At 58.4% G+C, this 23,870-nt stretch carries 18 protein-coding genes and 1 tRNA gene; 13 read left to right on the forward strand and 6 right to left on the reverse strand.

Translation table 11 applies throughout. The features are described 5' to 3' along the window. Positions 1–129 precede the first annotated feature (129 nt). From C816_RS13515 to C816_RS13525, 3 genes are read left to right on the forward strand one after another with little or no spacing between them, the layout of a single operon-like run. Entirely contained in the window at positions 130–915 is a 786-nt protein-coding gene (locus C816_RS13515; RefSeq protein ID WP_051147090.1) for a glycoside hydrolase family 16 protein, read from the forward strand. Continuing rightward, on the forward strand, positions 912–3,617 hold the full coding sequence (locus C816_RS13520; protein ID WP_371254379.1) for a GH36-type glycosyl hydrolase domain-containing protein: 2,706 nt from the start codon (positions 912–914) through the stop codon (positions 3,615–3,617). The genes C816_RS13515 and C816_RS13520 overlap by 4 nt, the downstream gene beginning before the upstream one ends. Positions 3,618–3,631: 14 nt before the next feature. Then, the gene (locus tag C816_RS13525) at positions 3,632–6,037 is read left to right on the forward strand and encodes a glycoside hydrolase family 94 protein (protein WP_016322961.1); all 2,406 of its coding nucleotides are present in this window, start codon (positions 3,632–3,634) and stop codon (positions 6,035–6,037) included. On the opposite strand, the gene C816_RS13530 is transcribed toward C816_RS13525, so the two are convergent. After that, positions 6,003–6,794 carry a helix-turn-helix transcriptional regulator gene (locus tag C816_RS13530; RefSeq protein WP_016322962.1) on the reverse strand — a complete coding sequence of 264 codons (792 nt, stop codon included), beginning with the start codon at positions 6,792–6,794 and terminating at the stop codon, positions 6,003–6,005. The genes C816_RS13525 and C816_RS13530 overlap by 35 nt on opposite strands. A 242-nt stretch (positions 6,795–7,036) precedes the next feature. On the opposite strand from C816_RS13530, the gene C816_RS13535 reads away from it, so the two are divergent. The 5 genes from C816_RS13535 to C816_RS13555 all read left to right on the forward strand — a co-directional run bounded on the left by C816_RS13535 (position 7,037) and on the right by C816_RS13555 (position 13,986). Then, positions 7,037–8,428: a type 2 periplasmic-binding domain-containing protein gene (locus C816_RS13535; protein ID WP_016322963.1), complete on the forward strand. Its 1,392-nt coding sequence runs from the start codon at positions 7,037–7,039 to the stop codon at positions 8,426–8,428. Between the two features lie 109 nt (positions 8,429–8,537). Continuing rightward, entirely contained in the window at positions 8,538–9,506 is a 969-nt protein-coding gene (locus C816_RS13540; RefSeq protein WP_016322964.1) for a carbohydrate ABC transporter permease, read from the forward strand. Continuing rightward, on the forward strand, positions 9,506–10,348 hold the full coding sequence (locus C816_RS13545) for a carbohydrate ABC transporter permease (protein WP_016322965.1): 843 nt from the start codon (positions 9,506–9,508) through the stop codon (positions 10,346–10,348). The genes C816_RS13540 and C816_RS13545 overlap by 1 nt, the downstream gene beginning before the upstream one ends. Positions 10,349–10,370: 22 nt before the next feature. Continuing rightward, positions 10,371–12,782 carry a glycoside hydrolase family 3 protein gene (locus C816_RS13550; protein ID WP_016322966.1) on the forward strand — a complete coding sequence of 804 codons (2,412 nt, stop codon included), beginning with the start codon at positions 10,371–10,373 and terminating at the stop codon, positions 12,780–12,782. 19 nt (positions 12,783–12,801) lie between these two features. Next, positions 12,802–13,986, forward strand: a complete 1,185-nt coding sequence (locus C816_RS13555) for an ABC transporter ATP-binding protein (protein WP_016322967.1) — start codon at positions 12,802–12,804, stop codon at positions 13,984–13,986. A gap of 223 nt (positions 13,987–14,209) precedes the next feature. Here the strand turns inward: C816_RS13555 and C816_RS13560 are convergent, their stop codons facing one another. Continuing rightward, positions 14,210–15,997, reverse strand: a complete 1,788-nt coding sequence (locus C816_RS13560) for a glycogen/starch synthase (protein WP_016322968.1) — start codon at positions 15,995–15,997, stop codon at positions 14,210–14,212. Between the two features lie 359 nt (positions 15,998–16,356). After that, on the reverse strand, positions 16,357–17,316 hold the full coding sequence (locus tag C816_RS13565) for a DUF6076 domain-containing protein (RefSeq protein WP_016322969.1): 960 nt from the start codon (positions 17,314–17,316) through the stop codon (positions 16,357–16,359). A 173-nt stretch (positions 17,317–17,489) separates the two neighbouring features. Between C816_RS13565 and C816_RS13570 the strand changes: the two genes are divergently transcribed. From C816_RS13570 to C816_RS13590, 5 genes are all read left to right on the forward strand, one after another. Continuing rightward, positions 17,490–18,554 carry an AAA family ATPase gene (locus tag C816_RS13570; RefSeq protein WP_016322970.1) on the forward strand — a complete coding sequence of 355 codons (1,065 nt, stop codon included), beginning with the start codon at positions 17,490–17,492 and terminating at the stop codon, positions 18,552–18,554. A gap of 260 nt (positions 18,555–18,814) precedes the next feature. After that, the gene (locus C816_RS13575) at positions 18,815–19,129 is read left to right on the forward strand and encodes a plasmid mobilization protein (protein ID WP_016322971.1); all 315 of its coding nucleotides are present in this window, start codon (positions 18,815–18,817) and stop codon (positions 19,127–19,129) included. Next, positions 19,129–20,133: a relaxase/mobilization nuclease domain-containing protein gene (locus tag C816_RS13580; protein WP_016322972.1), complete on the forward strand. Its 1,005-nt coding sequence runs from the start codon at positions 19,129–19,131 to the stop codon at positions 20,131–20,133. Before C816_RS13575 ends, C816_RS13580 begins: the two co-directional genes overlap by 1 nt. A 13-nt stretch (positions 20,134–20,146) precedes the next feature. Then, on the forward strand, positions 20,147–21,325 hold the full coding sequence (locus C816_RS13585; protein WP_016322973.1) for a tyrosine-type recombinase/integrase: 1,179 nt from the start codon (positions 20,147–20,149) through the stop codon (positions 21,323–21,325). 125 nt (positions 21,326–21,450) lie between these two features. Then, entirely contained in the window at positions 21,451–22,626 is a 1,176-nt protein-coding gene (locus C816_RS13590; protein ID WP_016322974.1) for a tyrosine-type recombinase/integrase, read from the forward strand. Between the two features lie 52 nt (positions 22,627–22,678). On the opposite strand, the gene C816_RS13595 is transcribed toward C816_RS13590, so the two are convergent. From C816_RS13595 to C816_RS13605, 3 genes are all read right to left on the reverse strand, one after another. Beyond that, positions 22,679–23,047 (reverse strand): hypothetical protein, encoded by a 369-nt coding sequence (locus C816_RS13595; protein WP_016322975.1) that lies wholly within the window; start codon positions 23,045–23,047, stop codon positions 22,679–22,681. 39 nt (positions 23,048–23,086) lie between these two features. Further along, on the reverse strand, positions 23,087–23,623 hold the full coding sequence (gene rbr / locus C816_RS13600) for a rubrerythrin (RefSeq protein ID WP_016322976.1): 537 nt from the start codon (positions 23,621–23,623) through the stop codon (positions 23,087–23,089). Positions 23,624–23,704: 81 nt separating this feature from the next. Further along, positions 23,705–23,781, reverse strand: a tRNA-Arg gene (locus C816_RS13605). Between the last annotated feature and the right edge of the window lie 89 nt (positions 23,782–23,870).

The following is a 23,870-nucleotide window of genomic DNA, read 5'->3' on the forward strand; positions in this document are numbered from 1 at the left end:
CGTTAAATTTTCTTGCCGGGCGACAGCCCGCCTGCGAAAATTTGCCTTGATTGGCGAAAAAATCTCTCGTCGTTGGTCATTCTGCCATTTATCAAACAAGGCCTAGTTTCGAGAGGAAAGGTGAAAACGGTGAGCGGTTTTCTCTCTTATAAAGGCTATTCCCTGGTTTTCGAGGACGATTTTAACGGGGAAACTCTGGATAGAACCAAATGGAATGTAGAACTGCACGAGCCGGGCTGGGTCAATCAGGAGCTTCAAGCCTATGTGGACGCGGAAGATGTCCTGTCCCTGCGGGACGGCTTTCTGCATATTCGCCCCACCAGGCTGACGCTGTGGGATGGAAGCGTTTTTTACCGCTCCGGGCGGATCTCCACCCAGGGAAAGCACGAGTTCACATACGGGATATTTGAGGCCCGGCTGAGGGTCCCCCGGGGGAAGGGATTTCTCCCGGCCTTCTGGCTGATGACGGGGGACGAGAATCGCTGGGGACAGTGGCCCGTCTGCGGCGAGATCGACATCTGTGAGGTCCTGGGCCACGAGCCCCGCACAAACTACGGAACCCTGCACTACGGCTTGCCCCATGAGCAGAATCAAGGGGCGTACACACTGCCGGAGGGGGACTTCGCGGCGGAGTTTCACACCTTTTCGCTGGAGTGGCTCCCCGGGTGCCTCCGCTGGTATGTGGACGGCAGGCTGTTCCACCAGGTGGAACAGTGGTTTTCCGCCGGGACGGATGGCCTCCGCAAGCCCTTCCCAGCGCCCTTTGACCATAACATGTATGTGATTTTGAATCTGGCGGTGGGCGGCGTTTGGCCCGGCCCGCCGGATGAAGCAACAGACTTTGCCCGCGCCGCTTTTGAGGTGGACTACGTGCGGGTATACCGGAAAACACGTCAATCAATGGAGGAGCTATGATGGAGAAAATCCGCTTTTTGGATGAAAACGGAACCTTTGAACTGAGAAATCCCGAGGCGGTCAGCGGCCTCTATTTTCCCCTGGCCAGCGAGACCGGACTAAAAAGCGCCATTGCCCCCGATCTGGCCGGAGACAGCAAGCTGGACCAGGAGTCTTTTCTTCTGGAGCCGGTAAGCATCGAGGACCTGCGGAACAGCCGCGGCACCCGGAATTTCTGGTGCGTGACGGAAAAGGGCTGCTGGTCCGCCTCCGGCGTCAGCGCCGAACAGGAGGCCGCCCGCTTTACGCCGGACCAGGACGAGAGCGTCCTGACGGCGGGATTCTTGTGGCAGACGGTGCGCCGGACCTCGAGGCGCTATGGCCTTCAGGCGGAGCTGACGGCCTTTGTGCCGCCGGATGAAAACGTGGAGATTCTGGAGGCGCGGGTGACAAACCGGGACGCTGCGCCCCAGCGCGTCACCGGCGTCGCGGCGGTTCCCATCTACGGCCGGAGCGCGGACAACCTCCGGGACCACCGGAATGTGACCTCCATGCTCCACCGGATTCGGACCACAAAATACGGCGTCCAGGTCAAGCCCACCATGTCCTTTGATGAAAAGGGCCATCGGGAAAACCGCCGGATTTACTATGTCTGCGGAACAACCGGGAACGGTGGCGCCCCCGCCGGATTCTACCCGACGGTGCAGGAGTTTGTGGGCGAGGGCGGCACATTTCTCCATCCCCGGGCCGTCTGCGAGGACCGGGAGGCCCGGCCCGCCGGAATGGAGATCGACGGCAGGGAGGCCATGGGCGGCATCCGCTTCCCCGAGGTCACCCTGGGACCTGGAGAAACGTCGGTGTACCTCATCTTCCTGGGAATCACGGAGGATGCCGGGGACATGGACCGGATTTTAACGGCCTACGGCACAGAGGAACGGGTCCATGCCGCCCTGGAGCGCACAAAAGCTTATTGGCAGGACAAGGTAAACGTCCGCTACCAGACCGGCTCGGCGGACTTCGACCGCCTGATGCGCTGGGTGAGCCTCCAGCCCCTTCTGCGGCGGATCTACGGCTGTTCCTTCCTGCCCCACCACGACTATGGCCGGGGAGGCCGGGGCTGGCGGGACCTCTGGCAGGACTGCCTGTCTCTGCTGCTGATGGACCCAGGCGGCGTGGGGGAGATGATCCAGGCCAGCTTCGGCGGCGTGCGGATGGACGGAACCAACGCCACCATCATCGGAGAGGGCCTGGGGAACTTTATTGCGGACCGCAACGGCATCGCCCGAGTCTGGATGGACCACGCCCTCTGGCCCTTGATGACCACCAAGCTCTACATCGACCAGACGGGGGACCTGGATATCCTGCGCGCGAAGGTCTCCTACTTCAAGGACCCCCAGGCTATGCGGGGTACAGAGATCGACGGACAGTGGGACCCGGCGTACGGAAACAGGCAGCGGACGGCTTCCGGCGAGGTCTACACCGGCAGTATTTTGGAGCACCTGCTGATTCAGCACCTCACCGCCTTTTATGAGGTGGGGGAGCACAACATCTTCCGCCTCCGGGGGGCCGACTGGAACGACGCCCTGGACATGGCCCCGGAGCGGGGGGAGAGCGTGGCCTTCACCTGCGCCTACGCAGGCAATCTCAAGGACCTGGCGGGGCTTCTCCGGCGGCTGGCCGAGACCTGGAAGAACGTGGAGCTGGCGGAGGAGTTGGAGGAGCTGCTCCGGACGCCGCCCATGGCCTGCGACGATCTGTCGGAGAAAAAGGCGGTCTTGGAGCGATACACCCGGCGCTGCGCCCACAATGTCAGCGGCGGGACCATCCGGGTCCTCCCGATGGAGCTGGCGGAGAACCTGGAGGGCAAAGCGGACTGGCTGATGGAGCACATCCGCCGTCAGGAGTGGATCGCGGACGGGAGGGACGGCTGGTTCAACAGTTACTATGACAACCACGGGCAGCCCCTGGAGGGCATTGCGGAGACCGGCGCACGCATGATGCTTACCGGACAGGTGTTCGCCATCATGAGCGGGACCGCCACGGAGGAACAGGTGAAGGCCATTGCCCGCAGTGCCGACAAATACCTCTACAAAAAAGAGGAGGGGGGCTACCGGCTGAACACGGACTTCCACGAGCTGAAATTCGATATGGGCCGGATGTTCGGCTTTGCCTACGGTGAGAAGGAGAACGGGGCGGTGTTCTCCCACATGACGGTGATGTACGCCAACGCCCTCTACCGCCGGGGCTTCGTCCAGGAGGGCTATAAGGCGCTTCAGACCCTGGCGGACGCCGCTCTGGATTTTGAGAGCAGCAAAATCTATCCCGGCATCCCGGAGTATTTCAACGCCGAGGGCCGGGGAATGTACCACTACCTCACCGGCGCGGCCAGCTGGTACATGCTGACGGTAATCACGGAGGCGTTCGGCGTCCGGGGGGAGAACGGCAGCCTGGCGATCGCCCCGAAGCTGGTGCGGGAGCAGTTCGGCGAAGCAGGGACCGCCTCCCTGGCCCTTCCCTTCGCCGGTAAGCGGTTCCAGGTGATCGCCGTCAACCTGAGCCGGAAGGACTACGGCGAATACCGGCTGGAAAAGGCGTACCTGACCACGGCGGACGGCCCTCAAATGCGGCGGCTGCCGGTGGCGGAAGGACGGGTCCTGCTGGACCGGGCGCTTCTGGACCGGCTGCCTGTGACGGAAAATCAGATCACAGTGGAATTGATGTAAGGAGATGACGCGCGATGCAGTATGGATTTTTTGACGATCAGGCCCATGAGTACGTGATCACCCGGCCCGACACCCCGGCCCCTTGGGCCAACTACCTGGGCTCCCCGGAGTACGGGGCGCTGATCTCCAACAACGCCGGAGGCTACAGCTTTGTCAAATCCGGGGCCAACGGACGGATTCTTCGGTATGTGTTCAACCAGTTCGACCAGCCGGGGCGGTATCTCTATCTTCGGGACAACGAGACGGGGGACTTCTGGTCCGCCTCCTGGCAGCCGGTGGGAAAGGACCTGGATACGTACAAAAGCGAGTGCCGCCACGGAATGGGCTACACGGTCATGGCGGCGGATTACGGCGGCATTCACAGCGAGGCGGCGTACTATGTGCCCCTGGGCGGGACCCACGAGGTTTGGCGGCTGACGGTGCGCAACGACTCGGACCGGCCCCGGACGCTGACCCTCACCGGCTACGCGGAGTTTACCAGCCACGGCAATTATGAGCAGGACCAGGTGAACCTGCAATACTCCCAGTTTGTCACCAGGACCCTGTTCGACAAAGACCGGATCCGCCAGCAGATTCACGGCAACCTGGACGCCGCGGAGGACGAGGTGGACGCCAAGACAGTCATTGAACGCTTTTTCGGCCTGGCCGGGGCGGAGGTTTCCTCTTACTGCGGCGACAAGGCGGAATTTCTGGGCCCCTACCGGGGCTATGGAAACCCCATCGGCGTGGAGCGCGGGAATCTGTGGAACAGGCTGGGCTACAACGGCAACAGCTGCGGGGCGCTCTCAACGGCGGCATCCCTGAAGCCGGGAGAGACGGTGACGGTGGCTTTTCTGCTGGGGGAGAAGCACGAGCGGGAAAGCGCCGCTCTTATGAAAGCGTATCAAGACCCGGCGACGGTCTGTGAGCGGGAGCTGGAGGTCCTGAAACAGTTCTGGCACGGCAAGCTCTCCCATTTCCAGGTCAAGACTCCCTGCCCGGAATTTGACGCCATGGTCAACACCTGGAACGCCTACAACAGCTTCATCACCTTCACCTGGTCCCGGGCGGCGTCCTTCATCTACTGCGGTTTGCGGAACGGCTACGGCTACCGGGATACAGTACAGGATATTCAGGGCGTCATCCATCTGGAGCCGGAGGCGGCGGCGGAGAAAATCCGCTTCATGCTCTCGGCCCAGGTGGACCACGGCGGCGGACTGCCCCTGGTGAAATTTACCCACGACCCGGGCCATGAGGACACACCGGAGGATGCCTCCTACGTTCAGGAGACCGGCCACCCCGCCTACCGGGCCGACGATGCGCTGTGGCTGTTCCCCACGGTCTACAAATACATCGCCGAGACCGGGAATGTTGGCTTTTTGGATGAGGTTCTTCCCTTCGCCAATCGGGATGAGGGCACCGTATACGAACATTTGAAGCGGGCGCTGAACTTTTCCCTCCAGCATTTGGGCCCCCACGGGATGCCCGCCGGACTCCACGCCGACTGGAACGACTGCCTGCGGCTGGGGGCGGCGGGGGAGTCCTCCTTTGTGGCCTTCCAGTTCTACTACGCCTTTACTGTCCTGCGGGAGTTTGCCGCCTGCCGGGAGGACAGCAAGTATCTGGACTGGCTGGAGAGGGAACAGAAAAAGCTCCGGACCCTGCTCAACGACCTGTGCTGGGACGGGGACCGCTACATCCGGGGCTTTACCGAGGCCGGCGAGGTCATCGGAAACCACAGCGCCCCGGAGGCCAACCTGTGGCTCAACCCTCAGAGCTGGGCGGTCATCAGCGGCCTGGCGGACGGGAAACAGGCCGAGCTGGCCATGAACAACGTCTATAACCGGCTGAATACCGACTACGGCGCCATCCTCATGAACCCGCCCTATCACGCCCACGCCTTCGACGGGGCGCTGGCCGTCATCTACAACGCCGGGGTCAAGGAGAACGCCGGGGTCTTCTCCCAGTCTCAGGGCTGGCTGATCCTGGCGGAGGCCCTTTTGGGCCACGGGGACCGGGCCTTTGCGTATTTCAAAGAAAACGCCCCCTCCATGCAGAACGACCGGGCGGAGATCCGGAAGATCGAGCCCTATTGCTACGGCCAGTTCACCGAGGGACCGGCCAGCCCCCACGCCGGACGCTCCCACGTCCACTGGCTCACGGGCACGGCCTCCACCGTTATGGTGGGCTGCGTAGAGGGCATCCTGGGGATGCGGCCGGACCTGGGCGGCATCAAAATAGCGCCCTCCATCCCGAGGGAGTGGAAGGCGCTGGAGCTCGAGAAGGATTTCCGGGGGAAGAGGCTCCACATTCTGGTGGAAAATCCAAACGGCAGGGAGTCCGGCTGCGAGTCTCTGACGGTGAACGGAATGCCCATGGAGGGAAACTACGTGCCGGAGGCCTGCCTCACGGCGCGGACGGAGATCGTTCTGACGATGTGACGGCCTCCCGGTTCACGTTCCAGTTGTTCATGTAGTTCCTGTCCCGGTAGGCCTTGGGCGTCATGCCCATCTGCGTGCGGAAGTGCTGGATGAAATGGCTCTGGGAGGAGTAGGACAGCATGGCGGCGATGTCCGCGAAGTCATAGCTGCTGAAGCGGAGGAGATTTTTCGCCATGTCGATCTTCCGCTGGCGGATGTACTCGCTGACGGAAATGCCGGTCTCCTGCTTAAAGATGCGGGACAGGTGGGCGGGGGAGATGGAGATGGCGGAGGCCAGCTCCTGGATCGTAATACGGTCCATGATGTGGACGTAGATGTAGTCGATGGCCTCCGCCACCTGCTTGGAAGAGGCGATGCGCTTTTTCAGGTTCCGCATGCGGCAGACATAGTCCAAGGCCATCTGGTCGTGGACGTAGACGATCTCCGCCATGTTGTTGCAGCAGTCCATCCGGCGGATGTACTCGTCACTGAGCCCGAAGGCCTCCTCCATGGCCATGCCGCCCTCCATGCAGAAACGGGTCAGCATGGCTGCCGTCACTACGAAGTGATAGCGCAGATTGGTCACCGGGTCCTCGGAGAGCTGCCCCACGCCCTCCATGTTCTCAAAGGCGCCCCGGCTGCAGTTCTCCTGTACCGCGTCGATCATTCCCTCCGCCACGGAGCGGTAAAACAGAAACTCCTCCCCGGGCTCCCGATGGCTGGTGACCTCCCGCTCCCCGTCGGCCTCCAGAGGCTTCCACGCCTTTGCTCCATTCATACTGTACACCTCCTTGAGCGTTTTTTAGGATCCAAATATATCATAGATTTGACATTCCGGCAAGGGGAGGCTGAGAGCTTTTTGCAGAGGACATTTAAGAGCTATATGAAAACTATCTAAAGTTCAACATGAATTTGATATATCTTTCTTTAATTTTGTATACTTCCTTCAAGCGGCACCTTATAATGAAGGCAGCATTACAGCAGCGGGCTGTATCAAATTGGAAATAGGAGGAAACGATCATGAAGAGAAGAATTATGAGTATTGCGCTTGCGGCCCTGACGATTCTGGGCCTTCTGAGCGGCTGCGGCGGCGGAGGCGGCGGGAATGCGTCCGGCGGCGCGGAGACAGAAGCCGGAGACGGCGGCAAGGTTCTCAATATCTATGTATGGAACCAGGAGTTCCAGGGAAAGTTCAACGACAACTACCCCGAGGTGGAAAAGCTCTCCAACGACAAATCCATTACCTATCTGAAAGACGGCACCGAGGTCCACTGGATCGTCAACCCCAACCAGGACGGCGTCTATCAGCAAAAGCTGGACGAGGCTCTGGCCAAGCAGGGAAGCGCACCCGCCGATGAAAAGATCGACATGTTCCTGGTGGAGGCCGACTATGCCCTGAAGTACATCGACCCCGACGTGAACGTGGCCCTGCCCCTCGCTCAGCTGGGTATCACTGCGGCGGATGTTCCCAACCAGTACAAGTATACCCTGGAGGCCGTGACCACTGCCGACGGTGAGATCCGGGGCCTGAGCTATCAGGCCACCCCGGGCATGCTGGTATACCGCCGCTCCATCGCCCAGGCGGTGCTGGGTACCGACGACCCCGAGACGGTGGGTGCCGCCGTGTCCGACTGGGACAAGTTTTATGAGACTGCCGAGCAGATGAAGGCCGCCGGCTACTATATGTACTCCGGCCGGGCCGACACCTATCGGGTCTACTCCAACAACGTCTCCGCCCCCTGGGTGGACGGCGGCACCGTGGTGGTGGACCAGAGCATGATGAACTGGGTAGAGCGCTCCATGCAGGACACCCAGGAGGGGATTAACCACAATGTTCCGGGCCAGTGGATCGACGAATGGAACAAGGATATGGGCCCCAGCTCCAAGGTCTTCTGCTTCTTCCTGCCCGCCTGGGGCTTGGATGTGTGCATCAAGCCCAACGTGGAGGGCACCGACGCCGCCCAGGACTGGGCCGTCTGCCCCAGCCCCCAGAGCTTCTTCTGGGGCGGCACCTGGCTGATTGCCGCCAACGGCACCGATAATATGTCCCAAGTCAAGGACATCATGCTGAAAATGACCTCTGACCGGGACATCCTGAACAGTCTGGCTGTGAACAACGGTGAAATGAGCAATGACCAGCCCCTGATGGAAGAGCTGGCCCAGTCTCCCGAGTTCGGCATTGAGCTGCTGGGTGGGCAGAACTACTTGGGCGTCCTGTCCGACGCCGCCGCCAGCATCAGCCTGGTCAACGTCTCCCCCTATGACCAGGGCTGCACCGAGGAGTTCCAGAACGTTTTCGGAGACTATTTCAACGGTAAGATCGACCTGGAGAAGGCCAAGGAAAACTTCGCCACGGCCATTGGCGAGCGCTATCCCGAGCTGAAGAGCGGCGGCGTGCGCTGGCCCGAATAAGCAAGAAGCCGATCAGAGGGGCGGGCCTGCCCGCCCCTCCCGTTATCCTGGGATAACGGGAGGACCGTTGATTTCGTGGAACGGATATTATAAAAAGGGGGGAGCTCTTTTGAAGAGCGAGAAAAAAATCAAAAGCGTCAGCTACGCAAAGTGGGGCTATATCTTCATCCTGCCCTTCTTCCTGACCTACGCCATCTTCTCCGTGATCCCGCTGGCGGACACCATCCGCAACAGTTTCTACGAGTTCTACTACTCCGGCCTAAAGGCCATCGGCCCCAACTGGGTGGGCCTGGCCAACTATACGGAGCTTTTGTCCGCAGACCTGCCCAAATACGCCTGGAATACCTTCGTGATGTGGATTCTGGGCTTTATACCCCAGATCGTAATCGCCCTGATTCTGGCATCCTGGTTTACGGACGCCCGGCTGAAAATCCACGGCAAGCAATTTTTTAAGGTGGTCATCTACCTGCCCAACCTCATCATGGCTTCCGCGTTTGCCATGCTGTTCTTTGCTCTGTTTTCCAACGCCGGCCCGGTGAACAACATCCTTCTCCGCATGGGTGTCATCGGGGAGGCCGTGCGGTTCATGGAGTCCACTCTGGGGGCCAGAACCCTGGTAGCCCTGATGAATTTCCTCATGTGGTTCGGCAACACCACCATCATGCTCATGGCGGCTATCATGGGCATCAACCCCTCGATTTTTGAGGCGGCGGAGCTGGACGGCTGCACCCATTTCCAGAAGTTCTTCCGCATCACCCTGCCCCAGATCAAGCCCCTGCTGACCTATACCTTGGTGACCTCTCTGATCGGCGGTCTTCAGATGTTCGACGTGCCCCAGATTCTCACTGGCGGACAAGGCTCCCCGGACCGAACCACCATGACGCTGATCATGTACCTGAACAACCACCTCCAGGCAAAGAACTACGGCATGGCCGGCTCCCTGTCGGTGTACCTGTTCATCATCAGCGGCATCCTCTGCGCCATTGTGTTCCGGATGAATACAGACAGCGACCCCGACGGCTCCAAGTTCGCGGCAAAGCGGGCGAAGGCGGCGGCTAAGAAAGGAGGCGGCGTGTAATGGAAAACAAGAGATCCCACGGGCGCGAGATACTCGCCCACGTCGTTTTGATTATCCTGGCCTTTATGTGCCTGTTCTTCTTCTACATCCTGATTATCAACGCCACCCGTTCCCACGCGCAGCTTCAGCTGGGCTTCTCCGCGCTGCCTGGTTCCAGTCTGGTGACGAACTTTAAAAACGTCATCAACGACCCGGCTATCCCTATCCTCCGGGGCGTGCTGAACAGCCTGATTGTGTCCGGCTGCTGCGCCGCCATCGTAACCTACTTCTCCGCCCTGACGGCCTACGGCATCTATGCCTATGACTTCAGGCTGAAAAAAGCGGCCTTCACCTTCATCATGGCCATCCTGGTCATGCCCACTCAGGTGACGGCCCTGGGCTTCCTCCGCCTGATCACCAACATGGGTATGGACGACTCCCTGCTTCCCCTGATTATCCCCTCCATCGCCTCTCCCGCTGTGTTTTACTTCATGCACAGCTACATGCAGTCCTCCCTGCCCAAGGACCTGATCGAGGCGGCCCGGATCGACGGCTCCATGGAGTTCAGCACCTTCAACCGCATCGTGCTGCCCATCATGAAGCCCGCCATCGCGGTACAGGCCATTTTCACCTTCGTGGGCTCCTGGAACAACTACTTCATTCCCGCCCTGGTGATTACCTCCAAGAACAAACAGACCCTGCCCATCATGATCGCCACCCTTCGGGGCGCGGACTACATGAACTTCGACATGGGAAAAATCTACATGATGATTACCATCGCCATTGTGCCCATCATTATCATCTACCTGCTTTTATCGAAGTTTATCGTAGAAGGCGTCACCTTGGGCGGCGTCAAGGAGTAACGACGGCAAGGAGAGACCGCACATGGAAAAATGGATTCGCACCCGCTATCAGCCCAATCTGCCCCTCGACGGCGAACGCCGCGTGACGGCCTGCCCGGAACACATCGCCCTCTCCCGGCAGGCCGCCCAGGAGGGCATGGTGCTGCTGAAAAACCGAAACAGCCTGCTCCCCCTGGCCCCCGGCAGCCGGGTGGCTCTGTTCGGAAAGGGCAGTTTCGACTATGTAAAAGGCGGAGGAGGCAGCGGCGACGTGACCTGCGCATATGTCCGCAATGTCTGCGACGGGTTGAAAGAGGAGGGCGTTTTCGTCTACGAACCCCTTTCGGACTACTACCGGGCTTATGTCGCGGAGCGCTATGCCGCCGGGGACATCCCCGGATTGATGGCGGAGCCGGAGCTTCCGGTGGAACTGCTGTCCTCGGCGCGGGAACATGCGGATACCGCCGTGATCGTCCTCAGCCGCTTCTCCGGCGAGGGCTGGGACCGGATTCCCGTGATTCCCGAGAACAAAGACTATGTGTGGGCCGACGAGGTGCTTATGCCCCAGCGGGCCCGGAGGATCTTCCCCAAGGGGGATTATTACCTGACGGACGCTGAGAGCGCCATGGTGGACCAGGTCTGCGCCGCCTTTGACCGGGTGGCCGTGGTGCTGAACGCGGGCGGCGTCATGGATGTCTCCTGGTTCTATGAGAACGACCGGATTTCCTCCGTGCTGCTGGCCTATCAGGGCGGTATGGAGGGCGGAAGCGCCATCGCCGCCCTGCTGGCCGGAAAGGCCAATCCCTGCGGCAAGCTGCCGGACACCTTTGCCCGGGACCTGGACGACTACCCATCCACGGAGCATTTCCACGACTCCACAAACTATGTGGAATACGCCGAGGATGTCTATGTGGGCTACCGGTATTTCGAAACCCTGCCGGGCGCGGCGGAGCGGGTCTGCTATCCCTTCGGCTTCGGCCTGTCCTACACCCGCTTTGCTCTGGAGGTCCTGGAGGCCGGGGCGGAAAACGGAATAATTCAGATCCGCACCCAAGTGACCAACATCGGGGACCGGGCGGGGAAGGAAGTGGTCCAGCTCTATTTCTGCCCGCCCAAGGGGCTGCTGCAAAAGCCCTCCCGAAATCTGACGGCGTTCCGCAAAACCGGACTTCTGGGCCCCGGCGAGAGCGAAACGGTGACGCTGTCCTTTGCCGTATCGGATATGGCCAGCTTTGACGACCTGGGAAAGATCGCCCCCTCCGCCTGGGTGCTGGAAAAAGGCCGCTATGATCTGTATCTGGGGACCAGTGTCCGGGACGTGGAAAAGCTGGATTTTGCCTGGGAACAGGCGGAGACGGAAATCGTCCGGCAGTGCAGGAATGTCCTGGCCCCGTCCCAGCTGGCGAAGCGTCTCCAAGCGGATGGGACCTGGGAGTATCTGCCTGCCGCCCCGGCGGTAGACACGGATGCCAACGCCCTTGTTCCCCTGGATCCCAATACCCTGGAGGCGGTGGCCCCGGAAGCGCGGGCCAGAGGGCGGTACTGGCTGGCCCGGCCTTACCCGGAGGGGGTGCGGCCCCTGTCTGAGGTGGCGGAGGGAAAACTGACCCTGGACGCTTTCATGGCCCAGCTCCGTGACGAGGACCTCATCCATCTGCTGGGCGGCCAGTCCAACGTAGGTGTTTCCAATACCTTTGGCATTGGGAACCTGCCGGAATACGGCGTGCCCAACATCACTACAGCCGACGGCCCTGCGGGCCTTCGGATTCAGCCGGAGGCGGGCGTGTGCACCACCGCCTGGCCCTGCGCAACGCTTCTGGCGGCAACCTGGGACGAAGACTTGGTTTCCAGAGCCGGCGAGGCCGCCGCCGCGGAGGTGAAGGAGAATAACATCTCTGTCTGGCTGGCTCCGGCGGTGAACATCCACCGCAGTCCCCTCTGCGGGCGGAACTTTGAGTACGACTCCGAGGACCCCCTGCTGGCGGGAAAGATCGCCGCCGCCATGGTGCGGGGCATCCAGTCCCGGCATATCGCCGCCACGGTGAAGCACTTTGCCTGCAACAACAAGGAGACCAACCGGAAAAACAGCGACTCCCGCCTCTCCCAGCGGGCTCTGCGGGAAATCTATCTGCGCCCCTTTGAGATTGTGATCCGGGAGGCGGGGCCCTGGGCGGTCATGAGCTCCTACAACATCATCAATGGCCGCCGGGCCTCGGAGAGCCGCGAACTGCTGACGGACATTCTCCGAGAGGACTGGGGCTATACCGGCATGGTCATGACCGACTGGTGGACCAAGGGAGAGCACTATAAGGAAATCCTGGCCGGAAACGACCTGAAAATGGCCAACGGCTACCCGGAGCGGGTCCAGCAGGCCATGGACCTGGGACTGGTGTCCCGGGAGGACCTGGAGACCTGCGCGCGGCGAGTCCTGGAACTGATTTTGAAGATTGACTGACGAAGGAGGAACCTTACTTATGGCAACTTTGAATTTGAAAGGGATCACCAAGATCTATCCCCACAGCGGCGGACAGAAGAAGCCCAAAAAGGGTGCGCCTGAGAAGAAGACCAACCTCCAGGTGACGGACAAGGGCGTTGTGGCGGTCCAGCAGTTCGACTTGGACATCAGGGATAAGGAGTTCATCGTTCTGGTTGGCCCCTCCGGCTGCGGCAAGTCCACCACGCTGCGGATGGTTGCCGGCCTGGAGGAGATCTCCGGCGGCGAGCTGTACATCGACGGGAAGCTGATGAATGACGTGGAGCCCAAGAACCGGGACATCGCCATGGTGTTCCAGAGCTACGCCCTGTACCCCCACATGACCGTCTACGAGAATATGGCCTTCCCCCTGAAGCTCCGCAAAATGCCCAAGGATGAGATTGACCGCCGGGTCAAGGAAGCGGCGGAGACCCTGGACATCACCCAGTACTTAGACCGCAAGCCCAAGGCCCTCTCCGGCGGCCAGCGCCAGCGCGTTGCCATCGGCCGGGCCATCGTCCGGGAGCCGAAAGTGCTCCTCATGGACGAACCCCTCTCCAACCTGGACGCCAAGCTCCGTAACCAGATGCGGGCGGAGATCATCAAGCTCCGGCAGAAGATCAACACGACATTTATGTACGTGACCCACGACCAGACGGAGGCCATGACCCTGGGCGACCGGATCGTCATCATGAAGGACGGCTTCATCCAGCAGATCGGCACGCCCCAGGAGGTCTTCGACCACCCCGCCAATCTCTTTGTGGCCGGCTTCATCGGCATGCCCCAGATGAACTTCTTCGACGCGCAGCTGAAAAACGAGGGCGGAAAGTACTCCGTGTCCGTCGGCGGCTGCACGGTGGAGCTCTCTGAGGAGAAGCAGGCGAACCTGACGGCCCACGGCGTGGCGGCCCAGGACATCACCCTGGGCGTCCGGCCCAGCCACATGGTGCTCTCCAAGGAGCCGGGTAATACCCTCTCCGCCACCGTGGAGGTCAGCGAGATGATGGGCAGCGAGGTCCACTTCCACGCCAACGCGGGCGGCAAGGACGTGGTGGTCATTGTCCCCACCATGGACGCCGAGGGCCAGCACATCGACTCCTTCCACGCCGGGGATCAGCTGAATCTCACCTTCTCCGGCAGTGTGTGCCATATCTTTGACCACGAAGGAAGAAATCTGGAATTTTAAAATGCCGAAACGGGTGCTGTCTTTTGACAACACCCGTTTTTTCTTCTTATACTAGGCCTTGTTTGAAAAATAGCAAAACGCCCAATCGGCGGATATTTTTCCGCCGCTCTGCGTTGATTTTCCTTGCAATACACAAAGTATTGCTACGTCAAATCGCCTTGACCAGCCAGACGGCGTCCAACGGTTGTGAATACAGGTTCTTAAACAAGTCCCGGCGTATTCATCAAGCCGGGCTCAGATACAAGTCTTTATATTGTTTTGCGGAGTTCTCCCAGGACAGGTCCTTCACCATATCCCGCAGGATCATTTCGTCCCAATACTTGCGCTGGTCAAAATAGAACGCCTTCGCCCGGTTGATAGCGTCCAGAAGCAGGCCGGCGTCGTAGCGGTCGAAGGTAAAGCCATTCCCGGAGTTGAGGCCCATGTTATAAGGCTCCACCGTATCCTTCAAACCGCCGGTTTCCCGGACGATGGGAATGGTGCCGTAGTGCATGGCGATGAGCTGCGTCAGCCCGCAGGGCTCAAATTGAGACGGGACCAACAGGGCGTCGGCTCCTGCGTAGATCCTGTGCGACCGCGCTTCATCGTACATGATATTCGCGCACACGCGTCCCTTGTACGCATTCTCATAATACCGGAAAGAGTCCTCATATACCCGGTCTCCGCTGCCAAGCACCACGACTTGCGTATACTCGTCTACAACTTGGGGAAGAACGGCATTGACCAAATCCAGTCCCTTCTGATTCGTCAGCCGGGAGATCAGTCCGATCACAAATTTGCCGCTGTCCTGGACCAGGCCCAATTCCTCCTGCAGCTTCTGCTTGTTCTCCTTTTTCTTTTCCAGCACATTGGAGATGTTGTAGCCGGCGTGCAGGCAGGAATCGGTCTCCGGGTTCCATATATCATAGTCGATGCCGTTTACAATGCCGCGCAGTTTGCCGGAATGATACCGCAGATGGGCGTCTAAGGTCTCTCCGTAGTACGCGCTCTGAATCTCCCCCGCATAGGTCTGGCTTACGGTGGTAATGATGTTTGCGTAGGCCAATCCGCCCTTGAGCATATTTGCGTCGTTATAGCCTGTTTTCAAAGCGTCCATGTCAAAGACGTAATCCGGCAGTCCGGACCAGTAGCGAATTGTAGGAATATCGTAAATTCCCTGGAAACGGAGATTGTGGATGGTCAGGATCGTTTTCGCGCTGTTGAGCCGGGTGTTGGCAAACAGCGTCCGCAGATACACCGGGACCAGGGCGGCCTGCCAGTCGTGGCAGTGGATGATATCGGGGATCCAATCCATGTAGTTCAGCGCCGCAAGAGCCGCCTTTGCGAAGTAGCAGTATTTGGGGATATCGTCAATGAGATTAGTGTATGGATTTCCCCAGCTGAAAAACTCTTCGTTGTCAATGAAATCGTATACCACGCCGTCCCAGACATACTCCATGATGCCCACATAATAAGACCGGCCATCGGCGCAGAGGTCCATCTGAAAAGAGCCGCGGTAAATCATTTTCTGCTGATACTCCCACGGGATGCACTTATAGCGGGGAAGGATGACTTTCACATCGCAGTTTTGCTTCACCAGCGCCTTGGGAAGCGCGTACATCACATCGCCCAGGCCGCCGGTCTTGACAAATGGATAGCATTCCGAACCGATGAACACGACGCTCCTTCTGGGGGACGGATTAGCCTGTTCCGGTGCGGACGCTTCTGTGGGCTCTTCCGCCACGACATCCTCCGGAACAGGTATTTCTGCAGGTTCCTCCACCGGGGTATTCTCTTCCGTAGTTTCTATGTCTGCCGGCTGTGGCCGTTCCTCCTGGACCGCATTTGCGGGTTCGGTCTGCGGAAGCTTTTCAATCTGCTCTTCTGCAGCCTTGGGAGGTTCCGCTTCAATTTTTTCCGCCAGCGGGTTCACACTGTCCTCCCCGGCAGCTTGAACCTTGGGTTCTGCGGTAATTGGTTCCAATGGAGCTTTGTTTGTTCTGTCAGTCTTTGCGGTTTTCTTTTTTGCCATTTTGCATCACCTTACATCCTGATTTATGAACTCTGGTTTCCTGACGCGTTGCGAAGAGCGCATCCAGCCGTTATTTATAATCGCCCAATTTGCTTTCGTGTTCCCGTTTCTTCTTGAGCTATTGCGGCATGACGCTTTAGACCCTGCCGGGAATACGGAACCAAATTGGGACTTTATCATTATACAGCATGAACAAATGCAAAACAAGGCAGGTCGGACAATTTTTAAGGCAAATATATCAGGAGTCAGGATGCGTGGGGGAACAGAACATCCCATCTGTCGATCACGTATAACAGAGTGCACTCCTGTTGGGTTTTCCCGGTTTGATAATCTCCGCCATGTATTGTTGTATGGCTTATTTAGGAGTTTTTGAGCCACTCCTGATACTCCTCAAGCGTGATCTTCCCCGCCTCGCACTCCGCTTTTTTCTCTCTGGCCTTTTCTCCCCAGGCGTAGAGCGTTGTAGAGGAGATCCTCCCGGTCTTTGTCCAGGCAAACCGCTTCTTGTACTCCCGGCGGTAGACCTTGAAGATCTCGTCATCCTCCTTGCTCTGGGACCAGTGGACAAAGGCACCGATTTCCTTGCAGATACGCCCCTTTTCATCCGTGGTGACGTCGCAGTACTCGGCGGTGCCACGACCTTTGACGGCGAAGTAGAGGCCGCAGTTTTTGCACACGCGCATCCGCTGCTCCCGCTGGACGCACTCCCGGAGGAAGTAGTCGATTAGGTCGTAGACCGTTTCGGGGTAGAGGACTTCCGTAAAGGTACGGGAGTCTACCGGCTCAAATTTCAGCGGCAGGGTGCGGAACTGAAATGTGTTCAGAGTATCGGACCGCTCCCGGTTATAGTAGCTCGCCATGAGGTCCTGAACAGAGGCCTTTTTTCCAAGCTCAATGTCCAGAACGCTCTGGAAGAGCCGCTGGATCTGTTTCTGCATGGCGTCAATGGTGCTGGGGATATACGTCAGGTCCTTTCTGGGCAGCAGTTCGGGCAGCGCAGAGTCCTCCACCCTCGCTACCTGCTCGAAACGCTGCATCCAGTCCAGACGAAGCTGCTGGAAATAGATGTGGGCCTCCGCCAGCTCGTCCAATCCGGCGAGGACAATGTTGGCGTCCTGTGGCGCTTTCGTTTGATAGAACCGCAGAAGCGCCTTTTCCATTTTTTTAATCAGCGGTTCGTATCTCCAAATATCCAGACGCAGCAGCTTCAAAAGACTTTCCGGAAACGGGAAGTCTTTTTTTGTCAGCGATGTGTTCTGACCGTAGCAAAAATACTCTCTGCGGTTGGCGATGTAGGTTTTGAATGTATACTTGTTCATTTCACACCCCACAAAATAGACTGTCAATAAAAATAATTATACGAACAGTCTTGACAAGAGCTCGAAAGCCTGTTAAACTGAAACGCAAAGAGACCGCTCATATAATATGATATAAAGTAAGACTATCACATGAACGGATAAAAGTCAAATCAATTTTCAGAGGAGGTACCACGATGAAAAAAACAATTCTCTCATCGCTCAACACCATCGACAGCGAGACCCTGATGAGCCGTCCGCTCCAGCCGCTGAGCTTCGTGGTGGACACGCTGATCTCCCAGGGCCTGCACATCCTCGCTGGTTCTCCCAAGGTCGGGAAATCCTGGCTGGCCCTGTGGCTGGCGGTGACTGTTGCCAAAGGCGAACCTGTCTGGGGAATGCAGGTGAAGCAGGGTACGACACTGTACCTCTGTCTGGAGGACTCTCAGCTCCGCATCCAGAACCGGCTGTTCGATGTGACGGAGGACGCACCGGCCAGCGTCCACTTCTGCACTGAGAGCCGTATCTTGGGTGATGGACTGACTGAGCAGCTGGAGCAGTTCCTCAGTGATCATCCGGACACGTCCCTCATCATCATTGACACCCTGCAAATGATCCGGGGCACGAATTACGACAACACTTACGCCAACGACTACCGCGACCTCTCCACATTGAAGCAATTGGCCGATGCTCACGGAATTGCCATCCTGCTGATCCACCACCTGCGGAAAGAAAAGGCGGACGATGTGTTCAACCGCATCTCCGGCACCACGGCCATCAGCGGCGCAGTGGATTCCAGCTTCACACTGGTGGAGGAGCGGCGGGGCAGCGGCAGAGCGAAACTCAGTTGCATCGGTCGGGACATCGAGTATCGGGAATTGGAATTGCGCCGCAATGCCGACAACGTGTGGGAGCTGGAACGCGACAGCCGAGAGCAGGCGCAGGTGCTGGATAGCAGGATTGTTTTTCTCCTCTCTGCGTTGATGGATTCCCGCGGGGAATTTATCGGCACTCCCACTGAGCTGGCAAACAAGATCGACCCTGACGGCAGCGAGGGGATCACTCCGAAAAAGGTGGGCAGGCAAATCCTGCAAAGCGTTGGGGCGCTAAAGAAAGCAGGCATTGTCGTTTCGATCCGCCGAAGCAACGGGAAACGTCTCATAGAGCTGCGCCGTGCCGATAGTGACGATTTTTCCGGGGTCAGAGAAATCGACCCTATCGACACTGCCGCCGTAGAGAGTGCCCATCGTGTGGCGCTGTGAGGGCGGTGTGTGGGATCTTACGGCGGCGCGGGAGTAGTGAGAGGGGAGGAGAACAGGGATGCACAGACGGGCTGGGGAACAGGGAAAGACCACAGTACAGCCCCCTGCTGGAGATCAACGCGGCAGGGCCGGAGAACGGGAAAACCCACCCTCGGGTGGGGCAAGCATAGCGTCCGGCTATACGCCGGCCGCATTCGCCGGGGCAAGGCCCCTGCACCCCCTGCCCCTGAAGGGGAGAAGAGAAAGCGAGGGAAACACAAATGCAGAAGAGAAAAACAGAGATCGTTACGGCGAGGATGACGCCAAAGGTGAAAGCGCAGCTCCAGCAGCGGGCGCGGGACGCCAACATGACGCTCACAGACTACCTGTGCATCTGCGGACTGGGGCAGGAGATTGTCAAAGTGGATGGTCTGGATGCGGTTCTCTCGGAGCTGAAGGCCCAGGGCCGCAACCTCAACCAGCTGACTACGCTGGCAAACATGGGACGGATCACCGTTCTCCGCGGTGATGAGTTGATCGACAGGTACGCCGACCTCTGTGCGGCGATCCGCAAATTGACAAAGGAGGTAAGCTGATGGCGACCTTCACCGCAATCCGAAACAAGAAGCAGACCGCAGGGGCAATGGCGGGCGTGCTGTCTTATGTGGTGCAAGCAAAGAAGACGGTGTTGGACGGTGCGTGTCTGGTCACCGGGAGCAACTGCGTGCCCCAGGCATCCTACCTGGAGATGATGACCACCAAGCAGCGGTTCCGAAAAACAGACGGCAGGCAGTTCTATCACTTTGTGCAATCCTTTTCTCAGGAAGATGATCTCACGCCTCAGGAGGCCAACGTGATTGGCCTGGAGCTGGCGCAGAGGGCATTTCCTGGTTACGAGGTGGTGATCGCCACCCACATCGACACCAACCACCTCCACAATCACCTTGTGGTGAACAGCGTCAGCTGTGAGAACGGCAGGAAGCTCCACCAGAACCGTGATACCCTGCTGGCGCATCGGAAACTCAACGATGAGATCTGCATGGCTTACGGACTGCGGGTGCTGGAGGAGCCGGAGAAGTATCCGAAGAAAAAGCGGATAAAGCCCGGCGAGTATCAGGCTGGATTGCGATACGACAGCTGGAAGTTGGATTTAATCCAGGCCATCAACGAGGCACTGGAGTACGCCGCGGACCGGGAGAGCTTCATTGAGAACATGGAGTACGAGGGCTATGAAGTGACCTGGACGGATACCCGGAAGCACATCACCTTCACCTGTCCCAACGGGCGCAAGTGCCGGGACAGCAGCCTCCACGACGAGACTTTTCTCAAAGAAAATCTGGAAGCAGTGTTTGTCTATCGACAGGTCATGGGATTTCAACCCGGCAGCATGGAGCCTGACAAGGGATGGATGGGTGATCTGGCCAGTGGTCTCCTTCAACTGGGCAAAGAGATGGAACACAACGAGGACCTGCCTCAACTCCCTACACCACCCACATGGACGGACAGCAAGCAGCGCCGCAGGGAGGCCTTAAAGAAGCTGGCGATGGGACAGAGGCTCACCAGCGACACGCACAGCCACAGCCAGAGCATGAGTATGTAGAAAGGAAATTTTTATGGCAAGTATCAAGAAACTGGACACACGCAAGTTCAAGATTACCGTCAGTAACGGTTATCGCTCTGACGGCAGAAAGATCAGCAGGGCCAAGACCATCACAGTCCCGCAGACAGTAGGCGGCAGAGGAATCCCGCAGTACGTCGCACACGAAGCGGAAGAGTTCGAGAAGCTGGTCAAGAGCGGCTACTGCGAGGACGGGGAGATGACGTTCCAGGAGTACGCGACCCGCTGGCTGGAGCGGCAGACGAAGTACGCTCCGAGTACCCTCGGTTTCTACTGCCGGTCTCTGGAGACAGTCTATCCGATGATTGGCAGTATCCGGCTGAATAAGTTGCGCCCCATTGCTCTGGAGAATCTTCTGGCGGAGCTTCGGAAAAGGACCTGGCGGGGCGGGCCGATTCAGGAGAGCACAGTGCAGAAGTATCTAACGGTGGTCTCCGCTGTGCTAAGTGACGCCAAGCGAAATGAGATCATCGAGAAGAACCCCGCCCGGATGATTGATCTGCCGGAGACGGCTGCACGAATGCAGGTGATTCCCACCGATGAGGAGGCCCGCCGCTTCTTGGATCTGTTGGCAGAAGAGGATGATCCGTATAAGACTTTCTACGCCCTGGCAATCTACACCGGTTGCCGCAGGGGCGAGCTGTGCGCCCTGAAGTGGCAGGACTTCATCATGAACGGGAACGAGAGCATCCTGACCGTCAGCCGCTCCCACAGCTCGGTTCCAGGGAAGGGCGTGGTCGAGGGAACCACGAAAAATGGTCAGTGCCGGACGATCTATCTCAGCGAGGATATGACCAGCATTCTTCGCAGTTACTGCTACTTGAAAATGCGTGAGGCACAGGAAAACGGATTTGAGATGGGCGATTATGTGTTCACGAATGAGGATGGGAAACTGATACACCCCGATACTTTTTCCAGGTATCTCCGGCGGATCTATGATGAAAACGGATTCCCAAGGGAGTTTCATCTTCACACGCTCCGCCATTATTTTGTTTCGACGATGCTTCACAACGGCGTGGACAAGCAAACTGTAGCGGAGCTGGCTGGCCACGGCGACACTGGCTTCCTGGAGCGAACCTACTGCCACCCTCAGCTTCGGCTTAAATGTGAGGCGGCCAGGATCCATGCGCAGACCGTGTTTGATTTCAGCGGCAGGAAATCTGAGAGCGCGTGATTGTTGCTATCGTAGAATCTCCGCTCAAGATCAAAAAAGCAGTAGCTATACGGCGGCAGATGGAGTATGTTGTGCTTGCCAAAATAAACCTCAGCCAGACTGAGGTCAGAAGGGGAGATGCAGACATGGCAAGTATCCGGAAACGGGGGAACAGTTACCTCCTGGTAGTCTCCATGGGTTATGATCATAACGGCAAGCGCCGGCTGCCGCAGCAGAAGACGGTGAAGCCGCCGGAGGGGCTGACGCCAAAGCAGAGAGAAAAATGGCTCAACGAGCAGGCGATGCTCTTTGAGCGGGCGTGCAAGGACACGCCGGTGACGGTGGACAAGAGCATCACCCTGATAGAGTACGTCCAGATCTGGCTCCGGGACGTTGCGCCCAACAAGTTGGCGAAGTCCACATTGGCCCGGGACAAGCAGGACATCGACCGCTTCCTGCCGTATCTGGGCGGGTACAAGCTGACAGAGCTCCGCCCCAAGAATTTCCGGGATCTCTACAACGAACTGCGGAAGCAGATCAGTCAGAATACGGGAAAGCCGCTCTCCGAGTACACGGTAGAGGGAGTCCACGCATGCCTGTGCGGGATCCTTTCCGATGCCATGGAGAGCGGCTTTATCAATCACAATCCGGCCTGGAGAACCTACAAATACTCCGGCAAAAAGAAGGAAAAGGTGATCGCGGACGAGGAGACCATGCAGAAGATCATCGCGGCGCTGGAGAATGAGAGCCTCAAATACGAGACCTACTACAAGCTGATCATCGCCACGGGAATGCGGCGCGGCGAGTGCTGCGGCCTGAAGTGGTCCGATATCGACTACGAGAAAAACAGCATCCACATCCAGCGGAACGTGGTGAAGATCACTGGCGAGGACATCATCGTCAAGGACACCAAGACAGCGGCAGGGGACAGATACGTCTACTTCTCCCCTGAGATGGAGAGCCTGCTGAAGGAGTACAAGCGTGAGTGTGTCTGGCAGGCGGACGCCTACGAGAACCGCGAGCTGACCGAGGACGACTTCGTGTTCCGCAGACACGACAGCCGGGATCCCATGACGCCCAGCACCTTCACCTGGAGGTTCAAGATGATCCTGAAGAAGAACGGCCTTCCGGAAAAGTTGAACGTGCATTCCCTCCGTCACAGCAACGCCAGCCTCCTGATCGCTAACGGCACCGATGTGGCGACAGTGGCCAGTCTCCTGGGGCACAGCCAGCCCTCCACCACGCTGGACACCTACACCCATGCCTTCGACAAGAACAAGAAAGCGGCCAGCGAGGCGCTACAGCGGGGATTGGACATTTAAACGGAGTCTAACACATAAGCGGCCCCCTGGCAGAGCTCTGCCGGAGGGCCGCTTATGTACTATTCGGCGGGGGTTCTTCCTGTGCTGCGTCCGGCTTTGTCGGTTCTTGGGGGATGGAGGAAGATTCCGTCTTGGTGGGTTCGTTCAGCAGCTGTTTCAGGGAGTCGCAGACCTTGGTAAAGTACTTGGCAATGGGCTCCAGAAGGATGCCGCTCAGATACTCCGCCTTTGGCATGTAGTCCGCCACGAAACGGGCTGCCAGCGCGATGGCGCCATACCCCACAAACAGCAGGAGGATCTTTTTGACGCCCCGAAAGAACAGGCCTCTGTCAAAGCCCGACTTCCAGGAGCCGTATCCGGTTCCGATGATTTGGTTGGCGGTCATCAGGACCACCAAGATGAAAATCAGCTGGAGACTCATATCCTGACCATCCGTTTCTATCAGTACAAGAGTGTATGCTTAGTAATTCTCCGCGTGGACCTCAAAATAAGCCTGGGGATGAGCGCAGACAGGGCAGATGTCCGGGGCGGAAGTACCTACTACGATATGTCCGCAGTTCCGGCACTCCCAAACCTTAACCTCGCTCTTCTTAAAGACCTCCTGGGCCTCTACGTTGCGGAGCAGGGCCCGATACCGCTCCTCGTGGTGCTTCTCGATCTCGCCAACCATACGGAATTTCGCTGCCAGTTCCGGGAAGCCCTCCGCCTCGGCGGTCTTGGCAAAGCCCTCGTACATATCCGTCCACTCGTAGTTCTCCCCGTCAGCGGCAGCTCCCAGGTTCTCAGCAGTGGACCCGATACCCTCCAGTTCCTTGAACCACATCTTGGCGTGTTCCTTCTCGTTATCGGCGGTCTTCAGAAAGAGAGCGGCGATCTGCTCAAAGCCCTCCTTCTTGGCTTTGGAGGCGAAGTAGGTGTACTTGTTCCGGGCCTGGGACTCCCCGGCGAAAGCGGCCTCCAGGTTTTTCTCGGTCTGGGTTCCGGCGTATTTGGACATGGTAAGTTCCTCCTTTTGAAATTTGAGAAATAGACGCGATAAGTTATGAAAAAGCCCTGAAAACGAAGCTTTCAGGGCTTTTGGTACGCCCGACTGGATTCGAACCAGCGGCCTTCAGAGTCGGAGTCTGACGCGCTATCCAACTGCGCCACGGGCGCGTACCTAAGAGAATATGAACTTGTTTTAATTGGTATTTAGGAGGATCTCCCCTATGTGCCTTAAGCAGTATAACAGAAAAATTCCCCCG

Source organism: Oscillibacter sp. 1-3 (assembly GCF_000403435.2).
Lineage (GTDB): Bacteria > Bacillota > Clostridia > Oscillospirales > Oscillospiraceae > Oscillibacter.

Bases quoted from the DNA above. Each gene is read 5' to 3' on its own strand.
- rbr (WP_016322976.1), bottom strand. From the start codon at position 23,623: ATGTCCAAATACGCCGGAACCCAGACCGAGAAAAACCTGGAGGCCGCT.
- C816_RS13530 (WP_016322962.1), bottom strand. From the start codon at position 6,794: ATGAATGGAGCAAAGGCGTGGAAGCCTCTGGAGGCCGACGGGGAGCGG.
- C816_RS13560 (WP_016322968.1), bottom strand. From the start codon at position 15,997: ATGGCAAAAAAGAAAACCGCAAAGACTGACAGAACAAACAAAGCTCCA.
- C816_RS13590 (WP_016322974.1), top strand. From the start codon at position 21,451: ATGGCAAGTATCCGGAAACGGGGGAACAGTTACCTCCTGGTAGTCTCC.
- C816_RS13525 (WP_016322961.1), top strand. From the start codon at position 3,632: ATGCAGTATGGATTTTTTGACGATCAGGCCCATGAGTACGTGATCACC.
- C816_RS13555 (WP_016322967.1), top strand. From the start codon at position 12,802: ATGGCAACTTTGAATTTGAAAGGGATCACCAAGATCTATCCCCACAGC.
- C816_RS13570 (WP_016322970.1), top strand. From the start codon at position 17,490: ATGAAAAAAACAATTCTCTCATCGCTCAACACCATCGACAGCGAGACC.
- C816_RS13520 (WP_371254379.1), top strand. From the start codon at position 912: ATGATGGAGAAAATCCGCTTTTTGGATGAAAACGGAACCTTTGAACTG.
- C816_RS13585 (WP_016322973.1), top strand. From the start codon at position 20,147: ATGGCAAGTATCAAGAAACTGGACACACGCAAGTTCAAGATTACCGTC.
- C816_RS13575 (WP_016322971.1), top strand. From the start codon at position 18,815: ATGCAGAAGAGAAAAACAGAGATCGTTACGGCGAGGATGACGCCAAAG.
- C816_RS13535 (WP_016322963.1), top strand. From the start codon at position 7,037: ATGAAGAGAAGAATTATGAGTATTGCGCTTGCGGCCCTGACGATTCTG.
- C816_RS13550 (WP_016322966.1), top strand. From the start codon at position 10,371: ATGGAAAAATGGATTCGCACCCGCTATCAGCCCAATCTGCCCCTCGAC.
- C816_RS13595 (WP_016322975.1), bottom strand. From the start codon at position 23,047: ATGAGTCTCCAGCTGATTTTCATCTTGGTGGTCCTGATGACCGCCAAC.
- C816_RS13580 (WP_016322972.1), top strand. From the start codon at position 19,129: ATGGCGACCTTCACCGCAATCCGAAACAAGAAGCAGACCGCAGGGGCA.
- C816_RS13565 (WP_016322969.1), bottom strand. From the start codon at position 17,316: ATGAACAAGTATACATTCAAAACCTACATCGCCAACCGCAGAGAGTAT.
- C816_RS13545 (WP_016322965.1), top strand. From the start codon at position 9,506: ATGGAAAACAAGAGATCCCACGGGCGCGAGATACTCGCCCACGTCGTT.